This window comes from Roseibium sp. TrichSKD4, assembly GCF_000148725.1.
Classification (GTDB): Bacteria; Pseudomonadota; Alphaproteobacteria; order Rhizobiales; family Stappiaceae; genus Roseibium.
Genome location: NZ_GL476317.1, coordinates 55,632 through 73,680 on the forward strand (window position 1 = coordinate 55,632; position 18,049 = coordinate 73,680).

17 protein-coding genes are annotated in these 18,049 nt (G+C 54.7%); 4 read left to right on the forward strand and 13 right to left on the reverse strand.

The window, feature by feature from the left end:
* The 6 genes from TRICHSKD4_RS15205 to TRICHSKD4_RS15230 all read right to left on the reverse strand — a co-directional run bounded on the left by TRICHSKD4_RS15205 (position 1) and on the right by TRICHSKD4_RS15230 (position 5,349).
* Entirely contained in the window at positions 1 to 468 is a 468-nt protein-coding gene (locus tag TRICHSKD4_RS15205; RefSeq protein ID WP_009467762.1) for a tripartite tricarboxylate transporter TctB family protein, read from the reverse strand.
* Positions 469 to 528: 60 nt separating this feature from the next.
* Complete coding sequence (locus TRICHSKD4_RS15210) at positions 529 to 1,479, reverse strand: tripartite tricarboxylate transporter substrate binding protein (protein WP_009467763.1); 951 nt, start codon at positions 1,477 to 1,479, stop codon at positions 529 to 531.
* A gap of 277 nt (positions 1,480 to 1,756) precedes the next feature.
* Entirely contained in the window at positions 1,757 to 2,599 is an 843-nt protein-coding gene (locus tag TRICHSKD4_RS15215) for a metal ABC transporter permease (protein WP_009467764.1), read from the reverse strand.
* A complete protein-coding gene (locus tag TRICHSKD4_RS15220; protein WP_009467765.1) occupies positions 2,600 to 3,493 on the reverse strand; it encodes a metal ABC transporter permease in 894 nt (297 codons plus the stop codon). It lies immediately after the preceding gene.
* Positions 3,490 to 4,398, reverse strand: a complete 909-nt coding sequence (locus tag TRICHSKD4_RS15225; RefSeq protein ID WP_009467766.1) for a manganese/iron ABC transporter ATP-binding protein — start codon at positions 4,396 to 4,398, stop codon at positions 3,490 to 3,492. Before TRICHSKD4_RS15225 ends, TRICHSKD4_RS15220 begins: the two co-directional genes overlap by 4 nt.
* 51 nt (positions 4,399 to 4,449) lie before the next feature.
* Complete coding sequence (locus TRICHSKD4_RS15230; protein ID WP_009467767.1) at positions 4,450 to 5,349, reverse strand: metal ABC transporter substrate-binding protein; 900 nt, start codon at positions 5,347 to 5,349, stop codon at positions 4,450 to 4,452.
* A gap of 229 nt (positions 5,350 to 5,578) precedes the next feature.
* On the opposite strand from TRICHSKD4_RS15230, the gene TRICHSKD4_RS15235 reads away from it, so the two are divergent.
* Positions 5,579 to 7,666, forward strand: a complete 2,088-nt coding sequence (locus TRICHSKD4_RS15235; protein WP_040616999.1) for a 3-hydroxyacyl-CoA dehydrogenase NAD-binding domain-containing protein — start codon at positions 5,579 to 5,581, stop codon at positions 7,664 to 7,666.
* 25 nt (positions 7,667 to 7,691) lie between these two features.
* Here the strand turns inward: TRICHSKD4_RS15235 and TRICHSKD4_RS15240 are convergent, their stop codons facing one another.
* From TRICHSKD4_RS15240 to TRICHSKD4_RS15260, 5 genes are read right to left on the reverse strand one after another with little or no spacing between them, the layout of a single operon-like run.
* Positions 7,692 to 8,480, reverse strand: coding sequence for an SDR family NAD(P)-dependent oxidoreductase (locus TRICHSKD4_RS15240; protein WP_009467769.1), 789 nt, complete (start codon positions 8,478 to 8,480; stop codon positions 7,692 to 7,694).
* Positions 8,477 to 9,523 carry a phosphotransferase family protein gene (locus tag TRICHSKD4_RS15245; RefSeq protein ID WP_009467770.1) on the reverse strand — a complete coding sequence of 349 codons (1,047 nt, stop codon included), beginning with the start codon at positions 9,521 to 9,523 and terminating at the stop codon, positions 8,477 to 8,479. The genes TRICHSKD4_RS15240 and TRICHSKD4_RS15245 overlap by 4 nt, the downstream gene beginning before the upstream one ends.
* Entirely contained in the window at positions 9,523 to 10,515 is a 993-nt protein-coding gene (locus TRICHSKD4_RS15250) for a nitronate monooxygenase family protein (protein WP_009467771.1), read from the reverse strand. The genes TRICHSKD4_RS15245 and TRICHSKD4_RS15250 overlap by 1 nt, the downstream gene beginning before the upstream one ends.
* Complete coding sequence (locus TRICHSKD4_RS15255; RefSeq protein ID WP_009467772.1) at positions 10,515 to 11,027, reverse strand: MaoC family dehydratase; 513 nt, start codon at positions 11,025 to 11,027, stop codon at positions 10,515 to 10,517. Before TRICHSKD4_RS15255 ends, TRICHSKD4_RS15250 begins: the two co-directional genes overlap by 1 nt.
* Before the next feature lie 19 nt (positions 11,028 to 11,046).
* The gene (locus tag TRICHSKD4_RS15260; RefSeq protein ID WP_009467773.1) at positions 11,047 to 12,681 is read right to left on the reverse strand and encodes a long-chain fatty acid--CoA ligase; all 1,635 of its coding nucleotides are present in this window, start codon (positions 12,679 to 12,681) and stop codon (positions 11,047 to 11,049) included.
* Between the two features lie 216 nt (positions 12,682 to 12,897).
* Here TRICHSKD4_RS15260 and TRICHSKD4_RS15265 point away from each other — a divergent pair, with 216 nt between their 5' ends.
* Positions 12,898 to 13,353, forward strand: coding sequence for an isoprenylcysteine carboxylmethyltransferase family protein (locus tag TRICHSKD4_RS15265; RefSeq protein ID WP_009467774.1), 456 nt, complete (start codon positions 12,898 to 12,900; stop codon positions 13,351 to 13,353).
* Between the two features lie 20 nt (positions 13,354 to 13,373).
* On the opposite strand, the gene TRICHSKD4_RS15270 is transcribed toward TRICHSKD4_RS15265, so the two are convergent.
* Positions 13,374 to 14,297, reverse strand: a complete 924-nt coding sequence (locus tag TRICHSKD4_RS15270) for a LysR substrate-binding domain-containing protein (protein ID WP_009467775.1) — start codon at positions 14,295 to 14,297, stop codon at positions 13,374 to 13,376.
* 155 nt (positions 14,298 to 14,452) lie between these two features.
* Between TRICHSKD4_RS15270 and TRICHSKD4_RS15275 the strand changes: the two genes are divergently transcribed.
* Both TRICHSKD4_RS15275 and TRICHSKD4_RS15280 read left to right on the forward strand, forming a co-directional pair.
* Positions 14,453 to 15,670, forward strand: coding sequence for an acyl-CoA dehydrogenase (locus TRICHSKD4_RS15275; protein WP_009467776.1), 1,218 nt, complete (start codon positions 14,453 to 14,455; stop codon positions 15,668 to 15,670).
* A 41-nt stretch (positions 15,671 to 15,711) separates the two neighbouring features.
* Complete coding sequence (locus tag TRICHSKD4_RS15280) at positions 15,712 to 16,893, forward strand: FAD-binding oxidoreductase (RefSeq protein ID WP_009467777.1); 1,182 nt, start codon at positions 15,712 to 15,714, stop codon at positions 16,891 to 16,893.
* A 17-nt stretch (positions 16,894 to 16,910) separates the two neighbouring features.
* On the opposite strand, the gene TRICHSKD4_RS15285 is transcribed toward TRICHSKD4_RS15280, so the two are convergent.
* The gene (locus TRICHSKD4_RS15285; RefSeq protein ID WP_009467778.1) at positions 16,911 to 17,780 is read right to left on the reverse strand and encodes an N-formylglutamate amidohydrolase; all 870 of its coding nucleotides are present in this window, start codon (positions 17,778 to 17,780) and stop codon (positions 16,911 to 16,913) included.
* Between the last annotated feature and the right edge of the window lie 269 nt (positions 17,781 to 18,049).

Sequence of the window (18,049 nt, forward strand, 5' to 3'; positions counted from 1 at the left end):
TTAGCCATACCAAAGGGTGGTCAGGACGCCGCGTGGGAAGCGGACTTCGAAAATGCCGTCGAACAAGAAGAAGACCAACACGGGAGCTGCAATGCCAACAAGCAGCAAGGCCCCTATGCGGCGCTCTCCCCAAATGGCCGACAATGCGGCGGCAAACAGTCCAAGGCCGAGGAAGAGATCGATTTCCGCAATCAGCACGAAACCAATTAGCAAGGCCATGGTGGATTGAACCACGCGGGATAGCGCTGCGGGTGGTCGGCTTTTGTCCGTGAAAAACAGCAGGATTGTAAGACAGATGATCAAGCCCAGCACAAGCTGAGGAAAGTCAGATGGCTGCATTCCCCGCTTCAGGATCGGAGGAACCCGATCAAACTGGGTGCTCAGCCAGAAGGCCCAGGAACAGAACCCGATGATGCCGATTGGGATCAGGTATCTGGACAGCGAATTTGATTGTTTTTGAAGTTCCATAAGGGACCGCACACACTTGAGAAAACCGGCGCAGCAGAGGGCCTGCTGAGCCGTGATGCGTTATTCGATGAAACCAAGCTCTTTCAGAGCCGCGTTCATATCATTGGTCATGGCGTTGATCTGCGCACCCCAGACGTCAGAACCAGCAACCGATGTGCTGTCGAGACCCACGGACTCCAGGAAACCCTGGTAGACGCCGTGGTTCATCGCCTTAAACAAGGAGGCCTCGATCTTCTCGGCAACTTCATCTGGTGTGTTCTTGTGGACCACAAAACCGCGGACGGTGGAGAAGCTGACGTCAATGCCGAGCTCTTTTGCAGTCGAAACATCCGGCAGACCGTTCATCCGATTATCGGCCAACACAACAATCGGGCAGACTTCACCAGCATCGATTTGAGATCCAGCTTCTGCAAGGTTCAGGACTGCGACATCAACTGCGCCTGCAAGCAACTGTGTTGCCAACTCGCCACCGCCATCAAACGGGACGATTTTAGGGGTCTGAAGGCCGCCTTTCGTGGTGAACATGAAGGCAGACACATCATTGATATTACCGAGGTGTGTTGTGCCGTAGGACAAAGCATTGTCCTTCTGTACCGCAACAAAGGCTTCTGCATTGTCATATTCGCCGCAGCGAACCATCAGGATTTGCGGATCGTCGGTACCACGGGCGATCGGGCGAATATCATCGAGGGTGAGCTTGGTCTTGCCTTTCGCAACGGTTGCAGCGTGACCAATGGTGAACACGAGGATCGCGTGGCCATCTGCTGGGACATCAAGATAATGATCCATGGCAACGGCGCCGCCGCCGCCCTTTTTGTTGAGAACAACCATGTCCTCACCCAGCTCACGACGAGCGCGAAGCATCATCATGCGGGCAGTGACATCAGTTCCGCCGCCGTTCCCTGCATGGGTGATCACTTCAATGGTTCTGCTCGGATAGTCCTCTGCCTGCGCGGATGCGCCGGTCAGGGCGATCGCTGCAAGGGCAACACTGGCTAGAAGCTTTTTCATCAGTTCCTCCTCATCGAAAATGCGCGTGTTTTTGAGGCAAAAATTTATGCGCCACAGGTTATGTATCAGGTATTTGGTGTTTGGTATACCATTTTTTGCCTATTTTTCCTATGTACCAATTGCTGCCGCAACCGCGCTGCTTTTCATCGGTAACGCGATTGCCGATCACGCTTTATTAGCGGCGCCATCGCTTAGCCTGTGGAGAGTTATGTATCGTCACTCATTGAGCTGCTCTATCTAGCCGCCCGTAGTCAAAGAGGCCCCTCAGGTCAGGACCCTACACTTCGACAGGGGACGCCTGTTTGCGGACTTGAAACAGCCGACGGCAAAACGCCGCAAGGAAAACAGCGGTCAGAACGAGAATAATCGTCGGAGCCGGGGCACTGTCGATATAAAAGCTCAGATATGTGCCCGTCAGCATCGAGCCGATGCAAACAATGGTGGCCAAAACGAGCATTTTGCCAAAACTGCGAACCAGCAAAAATGCAATTGCCCCGGGCGCGACCAACAATCCTATTGCCAATATCAACCCAACAGCCGAGAGCGTTGCAACGATGGTCAAGGACAGTGCAGCCAGCAAACCATAGTGCAAGAGATTGACCGACAATCCGGCGGCTCGTGCCTGAGCCGGGTCAAAGCTGTGAAGCAGGAGGTCTTTCCACTTCAGCAGGATCAACCCTGCAACCACCGCAGAAATAAGGCCTGCTGTCCAAAGATCCTCAAGGCCAATGCCCAGAATATTCCCAAACAGGATGTGGTCCAGATGGGCGTTCGACTCCACCGCTACATAGAGCACGATCCCCAGCCCGAACATACCGGAGAACACGACCCCCATCACCGTGTCCTGTTTCACACGGCTGTTATCAGCAAGATACCCGGTGGCCAACGCGCTGATCATACCCGCTGCAAAGGCACCGATTAGCAGCGGCAACCCCACAATATAAGCCAGGACGATCCCCGGCAGGACAGCATGGCTGATGGCGTCCCCCATCAGGGCCCAGCCTTTAAGCACCAGATAGCAGGACAAAAGCGCGGTTGGGATTGCAACGATCAGACAGATCAGGAACGCGTTCTGCATGAACGGGAACCGGAAGGGCAATAGGACCGTCTCCAGATCCATCTAACGCCCCTCCCGGATCGAAGCCGCTTCGAAATCAGATGTATCAGCCAGAGCCTTGGCAGCTTTCCGGCGCGCGGCCAGAAGCCCGTGTTTCGGCGCAAAGACAAAAGCGACAAGGAACACCAGTGTTTGCAAGGTCACAATAATGCCGCCGGTCGCACCATCGAGGAAATAACTCACATAGGCGCCAACAAAGCTGCTCGAGGCTCCGATGAAAACCGAGACAATCAACAGCCGTGAGAACCGGTCACATAGTAGGTAAGCCGTTGCACCGGGCGTGACGACCATGGCAATGACCAGAAAAGCGCCGACCGTCTGCATCGCGGCAACGACACTGGCCGACAAAAGCACAAAGAAGACGGCTTTCAAGAGCGCCGTGTTCAGGCCAATGGACTGGGCGTGGCTTTCATCGAAAAACGTCACCATGAGGTCTTTCCACTTCAGCAAAAGAACCGTCAGGGACACGAAGCCAATGACGGCAAGCTGCAGCGTGTCTTCCGGTGTGATTGCCAGAATGTTGCCCATTGTTATGGTTTGAACGCTGATGGAGGTTGGACTGAGCGATACCATGAAAAGCCCAAGACCAAAAAAAGATGTGAAGATCAATCCGATGATCACATCCACTTTCAGGCCGGAGCGCTCAGACAAAAACAGCATCGCAGCCGCTGCAAGTCCGCCTGCCAGAAATGCCCCAACCGAAAACGGCAAACCGAGCATATAGGCCCCGGCAACACCCGGCACCACAGAATGGGAAAGTGCATCTCCAATCAGAGACCAGCCCTTCAGCATCAGGTAAGCGGATAGAAAAGCACAAACACCGCCCACAAGCGCAGACACCCACATGGCATTGATCATATAGGAATAGGAGAAGGGCTCCAGCAAGATAGCTGTCATGTGTCTTGCCCTGCAGGGGAGCGGTTATCAGTTTCAGCACGCGCTTCTGCACGAACCGTCTTCTCGCCATACCGGACCAGAGGCCGCTCATCATCTGTCAAAATGGTGATTTTACGGCTGTCTTCGTCATCATGCAGCTGATTGCCACCAAGAGTGAAATGACGCAGGACGCCGCCAAAGGCGATTTCGAGATTTTCCGGGGTGAAAACCGTTTCCGTCCGCCCAAAGGCCAGAACAGTGCCTTTGACCAATACCGTGCGATCACAGAACTCCGGCACCGATCCCAGATTATGGGTGGAGACCAACATAACGCGGCCTTCTTCGCGAAGCTCTCGCATGAGTGCGATGATCTGGTCTTCGGTTTTCACATCAACGCCGGTAAAAGGCTCGTCCAGCAAGATCACTTGACCGTCCTGCGCAAGAGCCCGCGCCAGAAACACCCGTTTGCGCTGGCCACCTGACAGCTCTCCAATCTGGCGCTTGCGAAAGTCCTGCATATTCACGCGGCTCAGCGCCTCGTCCACCGCCACCCGATCCTTGGCAGACGGGCGACGCAAGAACCCCATGTGGCCATAGCGCCCCATCATCACAACGTCTTCAACAAGGACAGGAAAGGTCCAATCGACCTCTTCTGCTTGAGGCACATAAGAGACGAGATTGCTTTTCAGGGCGGCGGGCACGCTCTTTCCAAGCAAGGAGATTTGCCCTTGGGAAGTTGGAACGAACCCCATGATCGCCTTGAACAAGGTCGACTTGCCCGCCCCGTTTACACCCACCAGTGCGGTGACCGTTCCGCGGGGCACTTCAAAGCTGGCATTGCGCAAGGCTGTGTGACCGTTGCGATAGGTTACCGTGACATCAGTCACGCAAATCCCGGCGCTTGCAGTCATTTCGGCGTGTGTCATGAAGCTCCTGTTCCAGCCAGCGGTCCCGCACCGCTTTAGTTCCGCTGCGTCTTACTTATTGGCGCCTGTCAGCCCTTTTGCAACAGTTTCCGAGGTGACCCGTAGAAGATCGAGATAAGTTGGCACCGGACCACCGGCCTCACTGAGGGAATCGACGTATAATTCCCCGCCATAGGCTACACCGGTTTCACGCGCGACCTGTTTTGCCGGAGAGGTGTTGACCGTGCTTTCACAAAAGACCACAGGGATCTCATTCTCGCGGACCCCGTCAATCACCTTGCGCACCTGTTGGGGAGTTCCGACCTGATCAGTATTCATCGGCCAGAGGTAGAGTTCTTTCATGTCGAAATCGCGCGCCAGATAACTGAACGCCCCTTCACAGGTGACCAGCCACCGCTGGTCTTCCGGAATTTGTGCAATTTGCTCCCGAAGCGGCTGGATGGTGTCGGTCAGCTTTTGTTTATAGGCTTCCGCGTTCTGTTTGAACGTATCTTTGTTTTGCGGATCATGTTCGCTCAAAGCCTTGGCGATGTTGTCGATATAGACATGCGCGTTGTCCAGCCCCATCCAGGCGTGCGGGTTTGCCTTGCCTTCATAAGACCCGGAGCCAATGGAAATCGGTTCAATGCCATCAGACAAAGTCGCCGATGGAACATCTCCAAGATTGCGCAGGAATTGCTCAAACCAAAGCTCAAGATTGAGCCCGTTCCAAAGGATCAGATCTGCATCGCTGGCGCGGACAATGTCTCGTGGTGTCGGCTGATAGCCATGGATTTCCGCACCTGGCTTGGTCACTGACACCACCTCGGCAGCGTCACCAGCCACGTTTTGTGCCATATCCGCAAGCACCGTGAACGTCGTCACGACCTTCAGTTTTTCTTCAGCAACAACAGCAGAAGAAAGCGACACCAGAACGGCAACTGCAGTTGTTAGTTTCAGAAGAGTGCGCATTGTGTCTCCGCAAGGATTATTCATTCTCCTGTTTGTTATTGCGACCCATTCGCAAAAAGTCAACCAGTTGAGAATGATTTGCAATTGCGAGAAGCAAATTCAAACTCTTTCGCCGAAATCCACCTCCTCCCTTGACTTCTCCGGACCGCTTGCGAAAACTCCCGGCAACTCATCCGGGCCACAATTGTCCGGGTTTCCGCTTTTCCCATATGCCGATCAAGAAGTTCTCATGACCGACACACGCGCCCCTATAGTTACAGTTGAAACTTCCAATGCCATTGGCCTTGTTGCGATTAACAATCCACCGGTAAACGCCGCTTCTCAGGCTGTTCGCGCGGGTCTGGTTGCTGCGATGGATCAGCTGTCAGTAGATACGTCAGTCAAGGTCATCGCAATGTATGGGGTTGGCCGCACGTTTATCGCTGGTGCGGATATTCGCGAGTTTGGAAAACCACCACAGGAGCCTTGGCTCCCTGATGTTTGCAACCGCATTGAAGCCATGGAGAAACCGGTCATTTCCGTTTTGCACGGCAACGCTCTTGGCGGCGGACTTGAAGTTGCCCTCGCCACTCATGCGCGGATCGCCTTGCCTGGGCTGACCATTGGCTTTCCGGAAGTGACCCTTGGCATCCTACCCGGAGCTGGGGGCACACAGCGCGCTCCGCGCCTTGCCGGAATTGCAGCCTCCCTTGATCTGATTACCACCGGCAACCGCATTGAGGCAGAGGCCTCGCATGAAATCGGTCTAATTGATGTCATCGCTGACGGTGACCCCAGAGACCTTGCGATAAAATTTGCCGAACAGGTTCTGAGCGGAGAATTGGAAACCCGGCGAACCGGAGAGTTGACTGTTACCGAGGACCCGGACGCGATTGCAACGGTCGCGGAGACTTTGAAACGCAAACAGCCAAATCTTTTCTCACCGCACAAATGCGTTGAAGCTGTTGCTGCCAGCATCCTGCCCCTGAGCGAGGGCCTTCAAAAGGAACGCAGCCTCTTTTTTGAATGTATGGAAAGCCCGCAACGTGCCGGTTTGATCCATGCGTTTTTCGCTGAACGCGCTGTATCAAAAATCCCGGAAGCGAAAGAAACCCCACGAACCATTGAAAACATAGGCGTGATCGGCGGGGGAACCATGGGCTCCGGCATTGCAACGGCCTGCCTTTTGGCCGGTTTCCAGGTGATCCTCGCCGAGCGGGACGAGGCCGGTGTGGAGCGTGGCGTATCGATCATCTCCGGCAATCTGGATGGTGCCGTCAAGCGTGGAAAGGTTACTGCGGATCAGCGCGACACAATCCTCTCCAACGCTCTGTCCACCACCACCGATTATGCTGCCTTTTCTGATGCCGACCTCGTCATTGAGGCTGTTTTTGAAGATATGGACGTCAAGAAGTCCGTCTTCAAACAATTGGATGCCATCTGCAAGGATGGCGCGGTGCTGGCCACCAACACTTCCTATCTGGATGTGAATGAAATCGCGGCGAGCACCAGCCGACCAGAAGACGTGATTGGCTTGCACTTTTTCTCGCCCGCACATGTCATGAAATTGCTGGAAGTGGTGGTTGCAGACAAAACGGCGCCAGATGTGGTGGCGACCGGGTTTGCGCTTGGCAAACGCCTTCGCAAAATCGCAGTTCGTGCCGGCGTGTGCGATGGCTTCATCGGCAACCGAATACTCAACACCTACAAAAAAGCCGCCGACTACCTGATGATGGATGGAGCAAGCCCGGAAGAGGTGGATCGAGCCATGGTCAATTACGGGTTTGCCATGGGGCCGTTTACGGTTGGGGACTTATCCGGTCAGGATATCGGTTGGGCGGCCCGCAAACGGCAAGCACCCATGCGCGCTCAGCAAGAGCGCTATGTCGCGATCCCTGACCGGCTGTGCGAACAGGAAATGTTCGGACGCAAGACAGGCAAAGGCTATTACGTCTACGGCGAGGGTTCTCCAACGCTCAACCCGGAGGCCGTTGCCATCATTGAAGATGAACGTGCCAAAGCCGGCATAACACCCCGAAACTTCTCTGAAGACGAGATTACAGCCCGGATCATGACGGCCATCATCAAAGAGGCGATCAGCATTCTTGAGGACGGCATTGCATTGCGTCCAATTGATATCGATGCGGTTTATCTCTTTGGATATGGCTTCCCGCGCTTCCGGGGTGGTCCAATGCACACCGCCGATGCCATCGGCGCTGCAGAACTGGTGAAGAGAATTGAAACCTACGTTCAGGAAGATGCCTTCTTCTGGAGGGTTCCGAACCTGCTGGCGGAAACCGCACAGCGCGGTGGCAAGTTCGCAGAATTGAACGGCTGATCCGTCACTTTCTGCCAGACGAAGGTCAGATGGCGGTGAGACCGCCATCGACAGCAATGGCCTGTCCTGTCATGGCGGAATTGCCCGGCGAACACATCCAGAGCATTGCATCGATGACTTCTTCCGGCTGGATCGTTCGCTTCATCGGGATGCGTTTGGTAAGGCGTCGTGCCGCCTCGTCTTCCGTCAATCCGTGGCGGATAGCCAGCTGATCTGTCATCTGATCAAGCATCGGTGTATGGGCAAAGGCCGGGCCAAGTGCATTGATGCGAATACCCTTTCCGGCAACTTCATCCGCAGCAGAGCGGGTGAGTCCAACAATGGCATGCTTAGAGGCCGCATAGGCCGCGAGATACCCAGCTCCCACCAGCCCTGCCACCGACGCCATGTTCAATATAGTTCCTTCGCCCTGCTTCAGCATCTGCGGGATCTGATACTTGAGACCCAAAAAGACGCCGCGGGTGTTGACCGTCATGACCTTTTCAAAGGTTTCAAGGTCCATTGATGGCAAAGATGTCAGAGGATGCGCGCGCCCAGCATTGTTGATCGCAACATCAAGCAGCCCGAACTCTTCTTTCACCGCTTCAAAATGAGCGGCAACACCAGCTTCGACTGTTACATCAAGCTGTTCAGCCAAAACCCGGCACCCTTTGGCGCGCAGGCCGACCGCGACATCCTTCAGTTTTTCGCCGTCAACATCCGAAAGGGCGAGCAACGCCCCTTCCGCAGAAAAGCGCTGTGCGGCAAGCCGCCCAAAACCTCTGGCAGCACCCGTGATTTGCACCACCGTCTGGTCAAACCGGTGCGGACTCATTTGGGAAACACCTCACTTGCCGCCCGAAGCCCATCTTCAGCAAAACCGGGAACATGGCGCCCCAATTGCAAGCCCCGTTCAGGGTCCGCACCATTTCCATCCAGCGCACGTTTCTTTACACCTTGCAGAATTGCAGCCATGCGAAATGCGCAAAATGCAACATAAAACCCAAAATTCGGAATCTTATCGATCCCCATTTGAGCGCAATAATCTGCGATGAACTCTGCATCTAAAGGGATGCCCAGCGCTTTGCGGTCCACCCCTCTTAATCCGCGACTATCAGGCCCGGTGGGACGCCCCCATTGCATGACAAGAGCAGCAAGATCAGCGAAGGGGTGCCCGAGAGTGGACAATTCCCAATCCAGAACAGCAACGCATGTTTCCTCATCTGGCGCAAAAAGCAGATTGTCGATGCGAAAATCGCCATGGACCAGAGTACGCCGTCCGTCATCTTCCGGCTGATTGGCCTCAAGCCAGACGATCAGCTCATTCATCGCCGGGATGGGTTCTGTTTCCGAGGCCTTGTATTGGCGGCTCCAACGGCTGATTTGACGGGCATAGTAATTTCCATCCGGTCCATAGTCCGTGAGTCCGACGGCATCAAGGTCAACCGAATGAATGGCCGATAGAACCCGAGCCATTTCGCTGTAGATCTCGGTCCGGTTGCTCACCGTCTCACCCGGCACACGCGGATCATCAAAAGCGCGCCCGTCGACTTCTTCCATCAGGTAGAACATCGACCCGATAACGCCATCGTCTTCGCACAAGGCCAAGATTTTCGGAACGGGAACAGATGATCCTGATAACGCGCGTTGAACCCTAAACTCACGATCAATCGCATGGGCTGATTTCAGCAACGCACCGAAAGGTTTGCGCCGGAGAATTAGGGCACGATCTTTCGTTTTGAGCCGGTACGTCGGGTTGGACTGCCCTCCGGAAATTTGGGCCAGCTCAAAGGGACCCCTCAAATGCGGCAAATTCGCAGCCAACCATTTTGACAATCGCCCAATATCCAGATCGACCGGCATTTCCTTCGAGGTCATCACCGCCCTGCCAACTGAGCGGCGAACTGCAAGGCCTGTCGATACTCATCTTCAATCCGCTCAACCACCTCGCCGGCACCCACGACGGACTTGATAGCGCCAATCCCCTGTCCGGATCCCCAAACATCTCGCCAGGCTTTCGGCTTTTTGCTGCCGTCCTTGAAGGTCATGGAGGACGGATCGGCCTCGGGAAGTTTGTCAGGATCGAGCCCGGCGCGGGCAATAGAGGGTTTGAGATAGTTGCCGGATATGCCGGTAAAGAGCGTCGAAGTCATGATGTCTTCCGCCCCACTATCCACCAGCATCTGCTTGTATTCCGGAAGTGCGTTTGCTTCCCTGGTCGCTACAAAGGCGGAACCGATATAGCCAAGGTCTGCGCCGAGAACCTGCGCCGCCAGCAGAGCTTCTCCGGTCGCAATGGAGCCAGAGAGAAGCAACGGCCCATCGAACCATTCCCGAATTTCGCGGACCAAGGCAAAGGGCGATTGTGGTCCCGCATGCCCCCCCGCACCCGCCGCAACAGCAATCAGTCCGTCAGCACCTTTCTGGATCGCCTTGTGTGCGAAGGTGTTGTTGATGATGTCATGCAGAGCGATACCACCGCAGGAATGGGCCGCTTCATTCACTTCAGGACGAGCACCCAAAGATGTAATCCAGATAGGTACTTTCCAGCGCGCGCATATCTCCAGATCCCGCTCGAGCCGCTCATTGGAGCGATGGACGATCTGATTAACCGCAAAAGGCGCGGCGGGTCTGTCCGGATTTTCCTGATTGTACCGATCAAGCTCCTCGGTAATCTGCTGCAGCCATTTTTCCAACATGATCGGATCGCCCTCAGCTTCGCGAACGTTCAGGGCCGGAAAGCTACCGATGATCCCGGCTTTACATTGGGCAATAACAAGCTCTGGAGACGAAACAATAAATAGTGGCGCTGCAACTGCGGGAATACGCAGGTTTTGCAAAACCGGCGGCAGATTGTTGGATTGACGCATCAAGAGCCCTTTTCTTCCGGCACCGTTTCTTCAGCCGCCAGATACATTCGGTTGATCCATTCGGCAGTCAGCGCCGGGCGCTTCCCACCTTCGATGTCGACAGAGACTTGCCAGACTACGTCCACTTCTCCAGGCTTTTTTTCACTCACAGAGGCAAGAGTAAAACGACCGCGCACCTTAGCGCCAACCTTGACGGGTGAGAGGAACCGGATCTTGTCAAACCCGTAGTTGATCCCCATCCGGGTGCCTTCAATCGCAGGTGTCGCGTCCAGTGCCATGGCGGACAACAGGGAGAGCGTCAGAAAGCCATGCGCAATGGTGCTGTCCATTCCCGCCTCATCGCGCGCCCTTATCGGGTCCACATGGATGAATTGGTGATCTTCAGTGACATCTGCAAAGGCATCAATTCGATCTTGGCTAACCGAGAACCAGCGAGAGACACCGACTTCCGTTCCAACAAGAGCCTTCATGTCGGCAAGCGAAATTCCGCTGGGAGGTGAAGTCGCGGTCATACGTCTTGTCGCCTCCTCATCAGGCAGGGTCCGACAGCGTGTGACCGGCGAACTGCTTGCGCAAAGTCAGCTTGGAAACCTTGCCTGTGGCGGTCAAAGGCAGGTTTTCGACATAGACCACATCGTCCGGCAATTGCCATTTGGCGAAATGAGCGCTCAGCATTTCCAGCAATTCTTCTTGCGGTGCGTCCCCATCCTCGCCCGACTGGACAATAAGCAACGGGCGTTCGGTCCATTTTTCATGCGGAACGGCAATGACTGCACAACTGACCACCTTGGGGTGAGACATCACAACGTTTTCCAGATCAAGTGAGCTGATCCATTCGCCGCCGGATTTGATCAGGTCCTTTGCTCGATCTGTAATCATCAGGAAGCCATTTTCATCTATTGTGGCAACATCACCAGTCTTGAACCAGCCTTCTGCGTCAAAGGCTTCGCGGTTGGCCTCCTCATCATTGAAATAGCCGCTGGTAATTGTGTTGCCACGCACATAAAGATTGCCGGGAGACTTGCCGTCGTGAGGCAAGCGATTGCCGTCATCGTCAGTGATTTTGAGATCTACCCCAAAGACCCGTCGCCCTTGAGAACATTTGGCTTCGACGCGTTCTTCCAGCGATAGGGAATGCGCTTCAATCGGCAGATTGCCTTGTGTTCCAATCGGGCTCATCTCTGTCATTCCCCAGGCATGGCAGACATTGATGCCCGATTTCTCAAATGCTTCGATCATGGAGCGGGGAGCCGCTGACCCGCCGACCACCACATCCGCAAAGCCTTCCGGATTGCGCCCTTCCGCCTTAATTTGCGCTTGCAGGCCCAGCCAGACCGTTGGAACGCCCCAAGCCGAATAAACCTTTTTTCGGTCCATCAAATCGAACAGGCTCTTGCCGTCCAGTTTCGGACCTGGGAAAATCAGGGATGCACCGGTGAGTGGTGCGGCATAAGGAAGCCCCCAAGCGTTGACATGAAACAGGGGCACCACCGGCAGGATGCGCCGCCCAGCCTGCAGAACATTTAGCAGCGAGATGCCCACCATCATCGCGTGCAGCGCAGTAGAACGATGGGTGTAAAGTGTGCCCTTTGGATTTCCCGTTGTTCCGGACGTATAGCAAAGCCCTGCGGCTGTCTCTTCGGGAAAGTCTGGCCAGTCTATCTGATCTGGCTGGCCCTCAAGCAATTCTTCGTAACACAAAAGACCAGACAGGCTGCCTTCCGGCATATGCGCTCTGTCGGTCATGACAACAATGCGCAAATCCGGCGGCAATTGCGGTGAGAGCTTTTCCAGCATCGGCACGAATGTGATGTCGGTGAACAGCAACCGGTCCTTGGCGTGATGAATGATGTAGAGCATCTGCTCTGCCGACAAGCGCGGATTGATGGTGTGGCAAACTGCGCCAATGCCCGAGATCGCGTAATACAGCTCCAAATGTCGGTAGCCGTTCCATGCCAGAGTCGCGATCCGATCGCCCACATTTATCCCCAACCTCAGAAGACCATGAGCAAGTTGCGCGGTTCTCTTAGCGGTTTCTCGATAGGTGGTGCGGTGAATGTCTCCCTCCGTCCGCACGGAAACAATCTCGCCATTGAGGAAATTCGATGCAGCAAATTCCAGCAAATCCGCGATTTTCAGCGGACGCATCATCATCAACCCTTCCATTGAGCTCCTCCCACTCTGGATGGTGATTCAGGCTGTGCGGACGAAATGCATCTCCAATTCGTCCGTACAGCCTAGGCCAACAGGCGATTTTGTTTGATCTCCGCGTGCTGAGCCTTTTCACTATACTGTGGATCGAAAACTTGAAAAGCGTTTGCCTAAGGCTTTTGATCTGTCTTTGAGGGCGTCTCCCGAACGACAAACTGGATGTATAGCAACTTGAAACTGCTGATCCCCCCACCCCTTGTTGCCTTGGCCGCGAGCTTCCTGATTTGGCAGACCAGCAAAGCCGCGCCTCAGCTTCTCATCCACTTTCCAGCCCAGTTGGGCGTTGCCATTCTGGTTGCCTCAGTTGGATTGTTTATTGAGCTGACGGGCGTGATTCAGTTTTTCAGCAGAAAGACGACCGTGAACCCTCTCAAGCCGAACACAAGCTCGCACCTGATAACCGACGGCTTTTATCGCTTTAGCCGCAACCCGATGTATGTCGGCATGATGCTGCTGTTATTGGCTTGGTCTGTTCATCTCGGTGCCCTCATACTCGGCCCCTGCGCCATTGCACTTGCCATGTGGTACGTCACTATCTTTCAAATCAAGCCGGAAGAAGAAACACTGGAAACCATGTTCGGCAAAGACTATCAAACCTACAAATCTCAAGTCCGCCGCTGGATTTGAATGGGTGATTGCTCACCAATCTAACCCGGCAGGACTTCATCTTCGCTTGCAAATGCGCGGTGGGCTTCGTCGAGAAGCCACGTCCTGAAGGCTTTGACGACCGGGCGCAAGGTTCGGTTTTCTGGATAGACAAAATGATAGGCTGTAGCCTGGGACAGGGACACATCGAACAATTGAACCAGCCGTCCTGCTGCTAACTCGTCGCGAATGAAAAAGCTTGGCATCAAGGCCGCGCCCAGGTGGTGAATTGCAGCTTCCGAGATCATGACAAACTGTTCGAACCGAGCGCCTTGGAAAGCCACGTCCGTTTGAACTCCAGCAACATCAAACCATTGTCGCCACGCCAGAGGCCGTGTTGCCAGTTGAAGCCGTGGCACGCGGGTCAAGTCAGTGGGCTCTGAAATATTATGCCGGTCCCGGAACACCGGTGACGCAACTGGAATCACATCCTCTGGAAACAGGGGCTCGGCAATGGCCCCAGCCCAAACAGGGTCCCCGTGGTGGATCGCACCATCGAAGGATTCATTGGCGAAATCGAAGGGTTGAAGACGCACACTCAGGTTCAGTCCGGCTTTTGGATAGACTTTTAGAAATCCGGACAGGCGCGGGGCCAGCCACCGCGTTCCAAAAGTCGGCAAGACAGCCAAGTTGAGGACGTCTTCACTGCCGGCATAAGACATGACTTGCCGGGTGGCACTGGTTAGGGATTCCATCGCGCCGCGGATATCATGCAGGTAAATCCGTCCGGCATCCGTCAGAACAATCCTTTGCCGGACCCGCCGAAACAGCTCAACACCAAGCCGGTCCTCCAACTGACGAACCTGTTTGGATATGGCCCCCTGAGTAAGGTGGAGTTCCTTTGCCGCACGCGTGAAACTGCCGTGGCGCGCCGCGCACTCGAAGGCAATCAGCGTGTCTGCCGGCGGAATGAAGGCGCGCCTCATGAGATTTCCTTCAAGGACCTAATTATTCCAAATTGGCATAAACTTTGTCGAAGCTTTCCCTTTATTGCAAGACCGGAACATCCCATACTCGCCAAAACCGGAATGTTTGGGCAGCTATTGTGAGATCGCCTGAACCCAAATGAAGGGCCACCACCATGAATGCACCAGCACAGATCAAATCCTCCCCAGCCGGTGGCGGCGTATTCGACTGGCAAGACCCGTTTTTCTTGAAAGCACAGCTGGGTGAAGATGAAACCCTGATCATGGAAAGCGCACAGTCCTATGCGCAATCGAAGCTGCAGCCGCGTGTGATTGAGGCCTACCGGGAAGAAAAGACGGACCGGGAGATCTTTAATGAGATGGGCGAACTGGGCCTTCTCGGCATAACCCTGCCAGCGGACTATGGCTGCGCGGGAGCGTCTTATGTGTCCTATGGCCTCGTTGCCCGTGAAGTAGAACGTGTGGACTCCGGCTACCGGTCCATGATGAGCGTTCAGTCTTCGCTGGTCATGTATCCGATCTACGCCTACGGATCGGAAGAGCAGCGCCAGAAGTACCTGCCAAAACTCGCCTCGGGAGAATATGTCGGGTGTTTTGGCCTGACAGAGCCGGATGCCGGGTCCGATCCGGCAGGGATGCGGACGCGTGCCATCAAAACGGACAGCGGTTACCGACTGACCGGCTCCAAAATGTGGATTTCAAACTCACCGATTGCGGATGTCTTTGTTGTTTGGGCGAAATCGGAAGCCCACGATGGTGCGATCCGCGGCTTCGTTCTGGAAAAGGGCATGAAGGGCCTCTCCGCCCCAAAAGTAGGCGGCAAACTTTCCTTACGGGCGTCCATCACCGGCGAAATCGTCATGGACAATGTTGAAGTCGGTGAAGATGCGCTACTACCGAATGTGTCCGGTCTCAAGGGTCCGTTTGGCTGCTTGAACCGTGCCCGGTATGGCATTTCGTGGGGTGTCATGGGAGCAGCTGAAGACTGCTGGACCCGCGCGCGTCAATACGGACTGGAACGTGAGCAATTTGGGCGCCCGCTTGCCCAAACCCAGCTGTTCCAGAAAAAACTGGCAGACATGCAAACCGAAATCGCACTTGGCCTTCAAGCGGCTTTACGCGTTGGGCAGTTGTTTGATGCCGGTCAGGTTGCCCCGGAAATGATTTCGCTCATCAAGCGGAACAATTGCGGCAAAGCCCTCGATATTGCCCGTCAGGCCCGTGACATGCACGGCGGCAATGGCATTCAGGAAGAATATCATGTGATGCGTCACGCGCAGAACTTTGAAACCGTGAATACCTATGAAGGAACACATGACGTTCATGCGCTGATACTGGGCCGCGCGCAGACCGGCTTGCAGGCGTTTTTCTGATCGTCCTGTCTGACTGACTTCTGACGCTTTGGGAGGAGCGGATGACGGATCGGACTGCAGATGTTGTGATCGTGGGCGGCGCGGTGATGGGATCATCGGCCGCCTGCCATCTCGCGCAGCGCACGAATTTTTCCGGGCAGGTTGTTGTTCTGGAGGCTGACCCGTCGTACCAGACTTGCGCCTCGGCGCGGTCCGCAGCGTCTATTCGGCAGCAGTTTTCATCTGAGATCAATATCGAGATTTCACTGTATGGTATCAGCTTTCTGCGTGATATCGGGACTAACTTGGCAGTTTCAGGAGAACAGCCAGTTATCGACCTGAAAGAAGGCGGCTATCTGTTTCTCGCTACACCCGACAAACTAGCCATTTTGGAAGAGAACCACGCTCTCCAAACCAAACTTGGAGCTGATATCGGGCTGTTCGACCAAGGCGGATTATCCAACCGCTATCCCTGGCTTACAGTCGATGATCTCTCCGGTGGATGCCATGGTCTCTCCGGGGAAGGCTGGTTTGACGGGTATGCGCTGCTTCAGGCCTTCCGCAAAAAGGCGCGCTCACTTGGTGTCGACTATGTTGGTGAACGGGCGGAGAAGATTGAGCGCACTGGCGCAGACTGGTGTATTCATCTTTCCAGTGGGGACCGCTTGAGCGCACCGATTTTGGTCAATACGGCGGGAGCTTCCGGCGGCGCGGAGATTTGCAAACAGGTTGGTCTTTCTGTTCCAATTCATAGTCGCAAGCGCTGCGTCTTTACGTTTGAATGCCGCGAAACACTGCCCGATTTTCCGCTGCTGATTGACCCGACCGGCACCTATGTTCGCCCGGAAGGCGCTGGCTTTATTTGCGGAAGTGCACCTGCTGAGGATGACGACACAGACAGTTCTGATTTTGACGTAGATTACAACCTGTTTGAGGAGCATATCTGGCCGACGCTAGCCCATCGTGTTTCCGCCTTTGAGGCCATCAAACCGGGTGCGGCCTGGGCTGGCCATTACGACATGAACCTATTTGACCACAACGCGTTTGTGGGCCCCGTTCCTGGAATAGACGGCTTTTATCTGGCGCTCGGGTTTTCCGGGCACGGGTTACAACAAGCACCTGCTGTCGGGCGAGGCCTCTCAGAGATCATCATTTCAGGTGGTTATGAGACGCTGGACCTGAGCCCACTTTCTATCGAGAGGCTTTGGTCGACGACGCCCCTTGTTGAGCGCAACGTGGTTTAACGCACGCAGTCCGCTCTTCAACCCGCCTCGGACACAACCAGCTCACTTTCAGAACCATTTCCGGGCTTTAAAGGCGCTGGTGAAGTAGGGGCTGAACCCTTTTTGTTTTGCGTCCAGTTCACGACTTTCGACAAGGCTTCTTCCATTGTGCCCTTTAGGCGCTTAACCCGAACCCTATCCGGTTCAAAGGGCGGCGTTTCGTGGCGCAGATAGGCGCGCTGTGCCACAACGATGGTCATCGCATGCACGCCTTTTCTGGGGTCCCCATAGGTTCTTGTAATGTGGCCGCCGGTAAACAGGTCATCAATTCCGATGGAGAAGCCTGTCACGCCCTTAAAGCAGCCCGCAATGACATCCTTCAGGCCTGCATCGCAAGACTTTCCTTCTGCCGTTCCCAAACTCACCATCGGCAGCCCGCGATCGCAAAATCCCTTAATACGCGACCGCATGGACTGACAATCGAACACTGCGATTTCGCTATGCTGCTGTTTCAAACGGGCAATTTCTGCGTCAATGGCCTTATGAAACGGGTCATGAAACAGCAAAAGGCGCTGCTCGTGCTCGGCTGCGCCCGGCTCTTCCTCATATTTGTAGATCTTTTTGCCATCCAACGTCAGGGTCGGGCAACAAGAGGTTGAACTGTCTTCTCCAACCTCAAAATCCGTGGGAGCCCGGTCCACATCGGCGACCAGCTTGGAAATCGTGGAATAGATGACGGTAGCGTCCAAATCTTCGGAAAGATCAAATACCTGATCCAGATGCCAGGACATATCCGTCTTCAGACGTCCGGTGGCGCTCATTCGGCTCTCTACCGCAGGGGGGATCGCTGCCCCAGTGTGCGGCAGACAGATAAGAAGCGGGCCATTGCCTTTTTTGACACGAATCATTCTTTAGCCTCGGAACACCTGACACGCCATGATAGACGGTCTTTTCGCGCGACAACTGTGAAATGGACAGGAAATCCGGCTCCGCCCAGAACAGCGGGGATTAACCTATCAGGGCACTGAAACTCAACAATTTTTCCAAAGTTCTAACGTTAGGGTACATAACACGGTAAATTTTTGCAGCAGCTAAATTGAGTTGATCACATTTCCTGTTCACTGCTGCAGAATTTTGTGCAGCCCGCCAATACCCGGTTTAAAAGAAAAATTCTCGC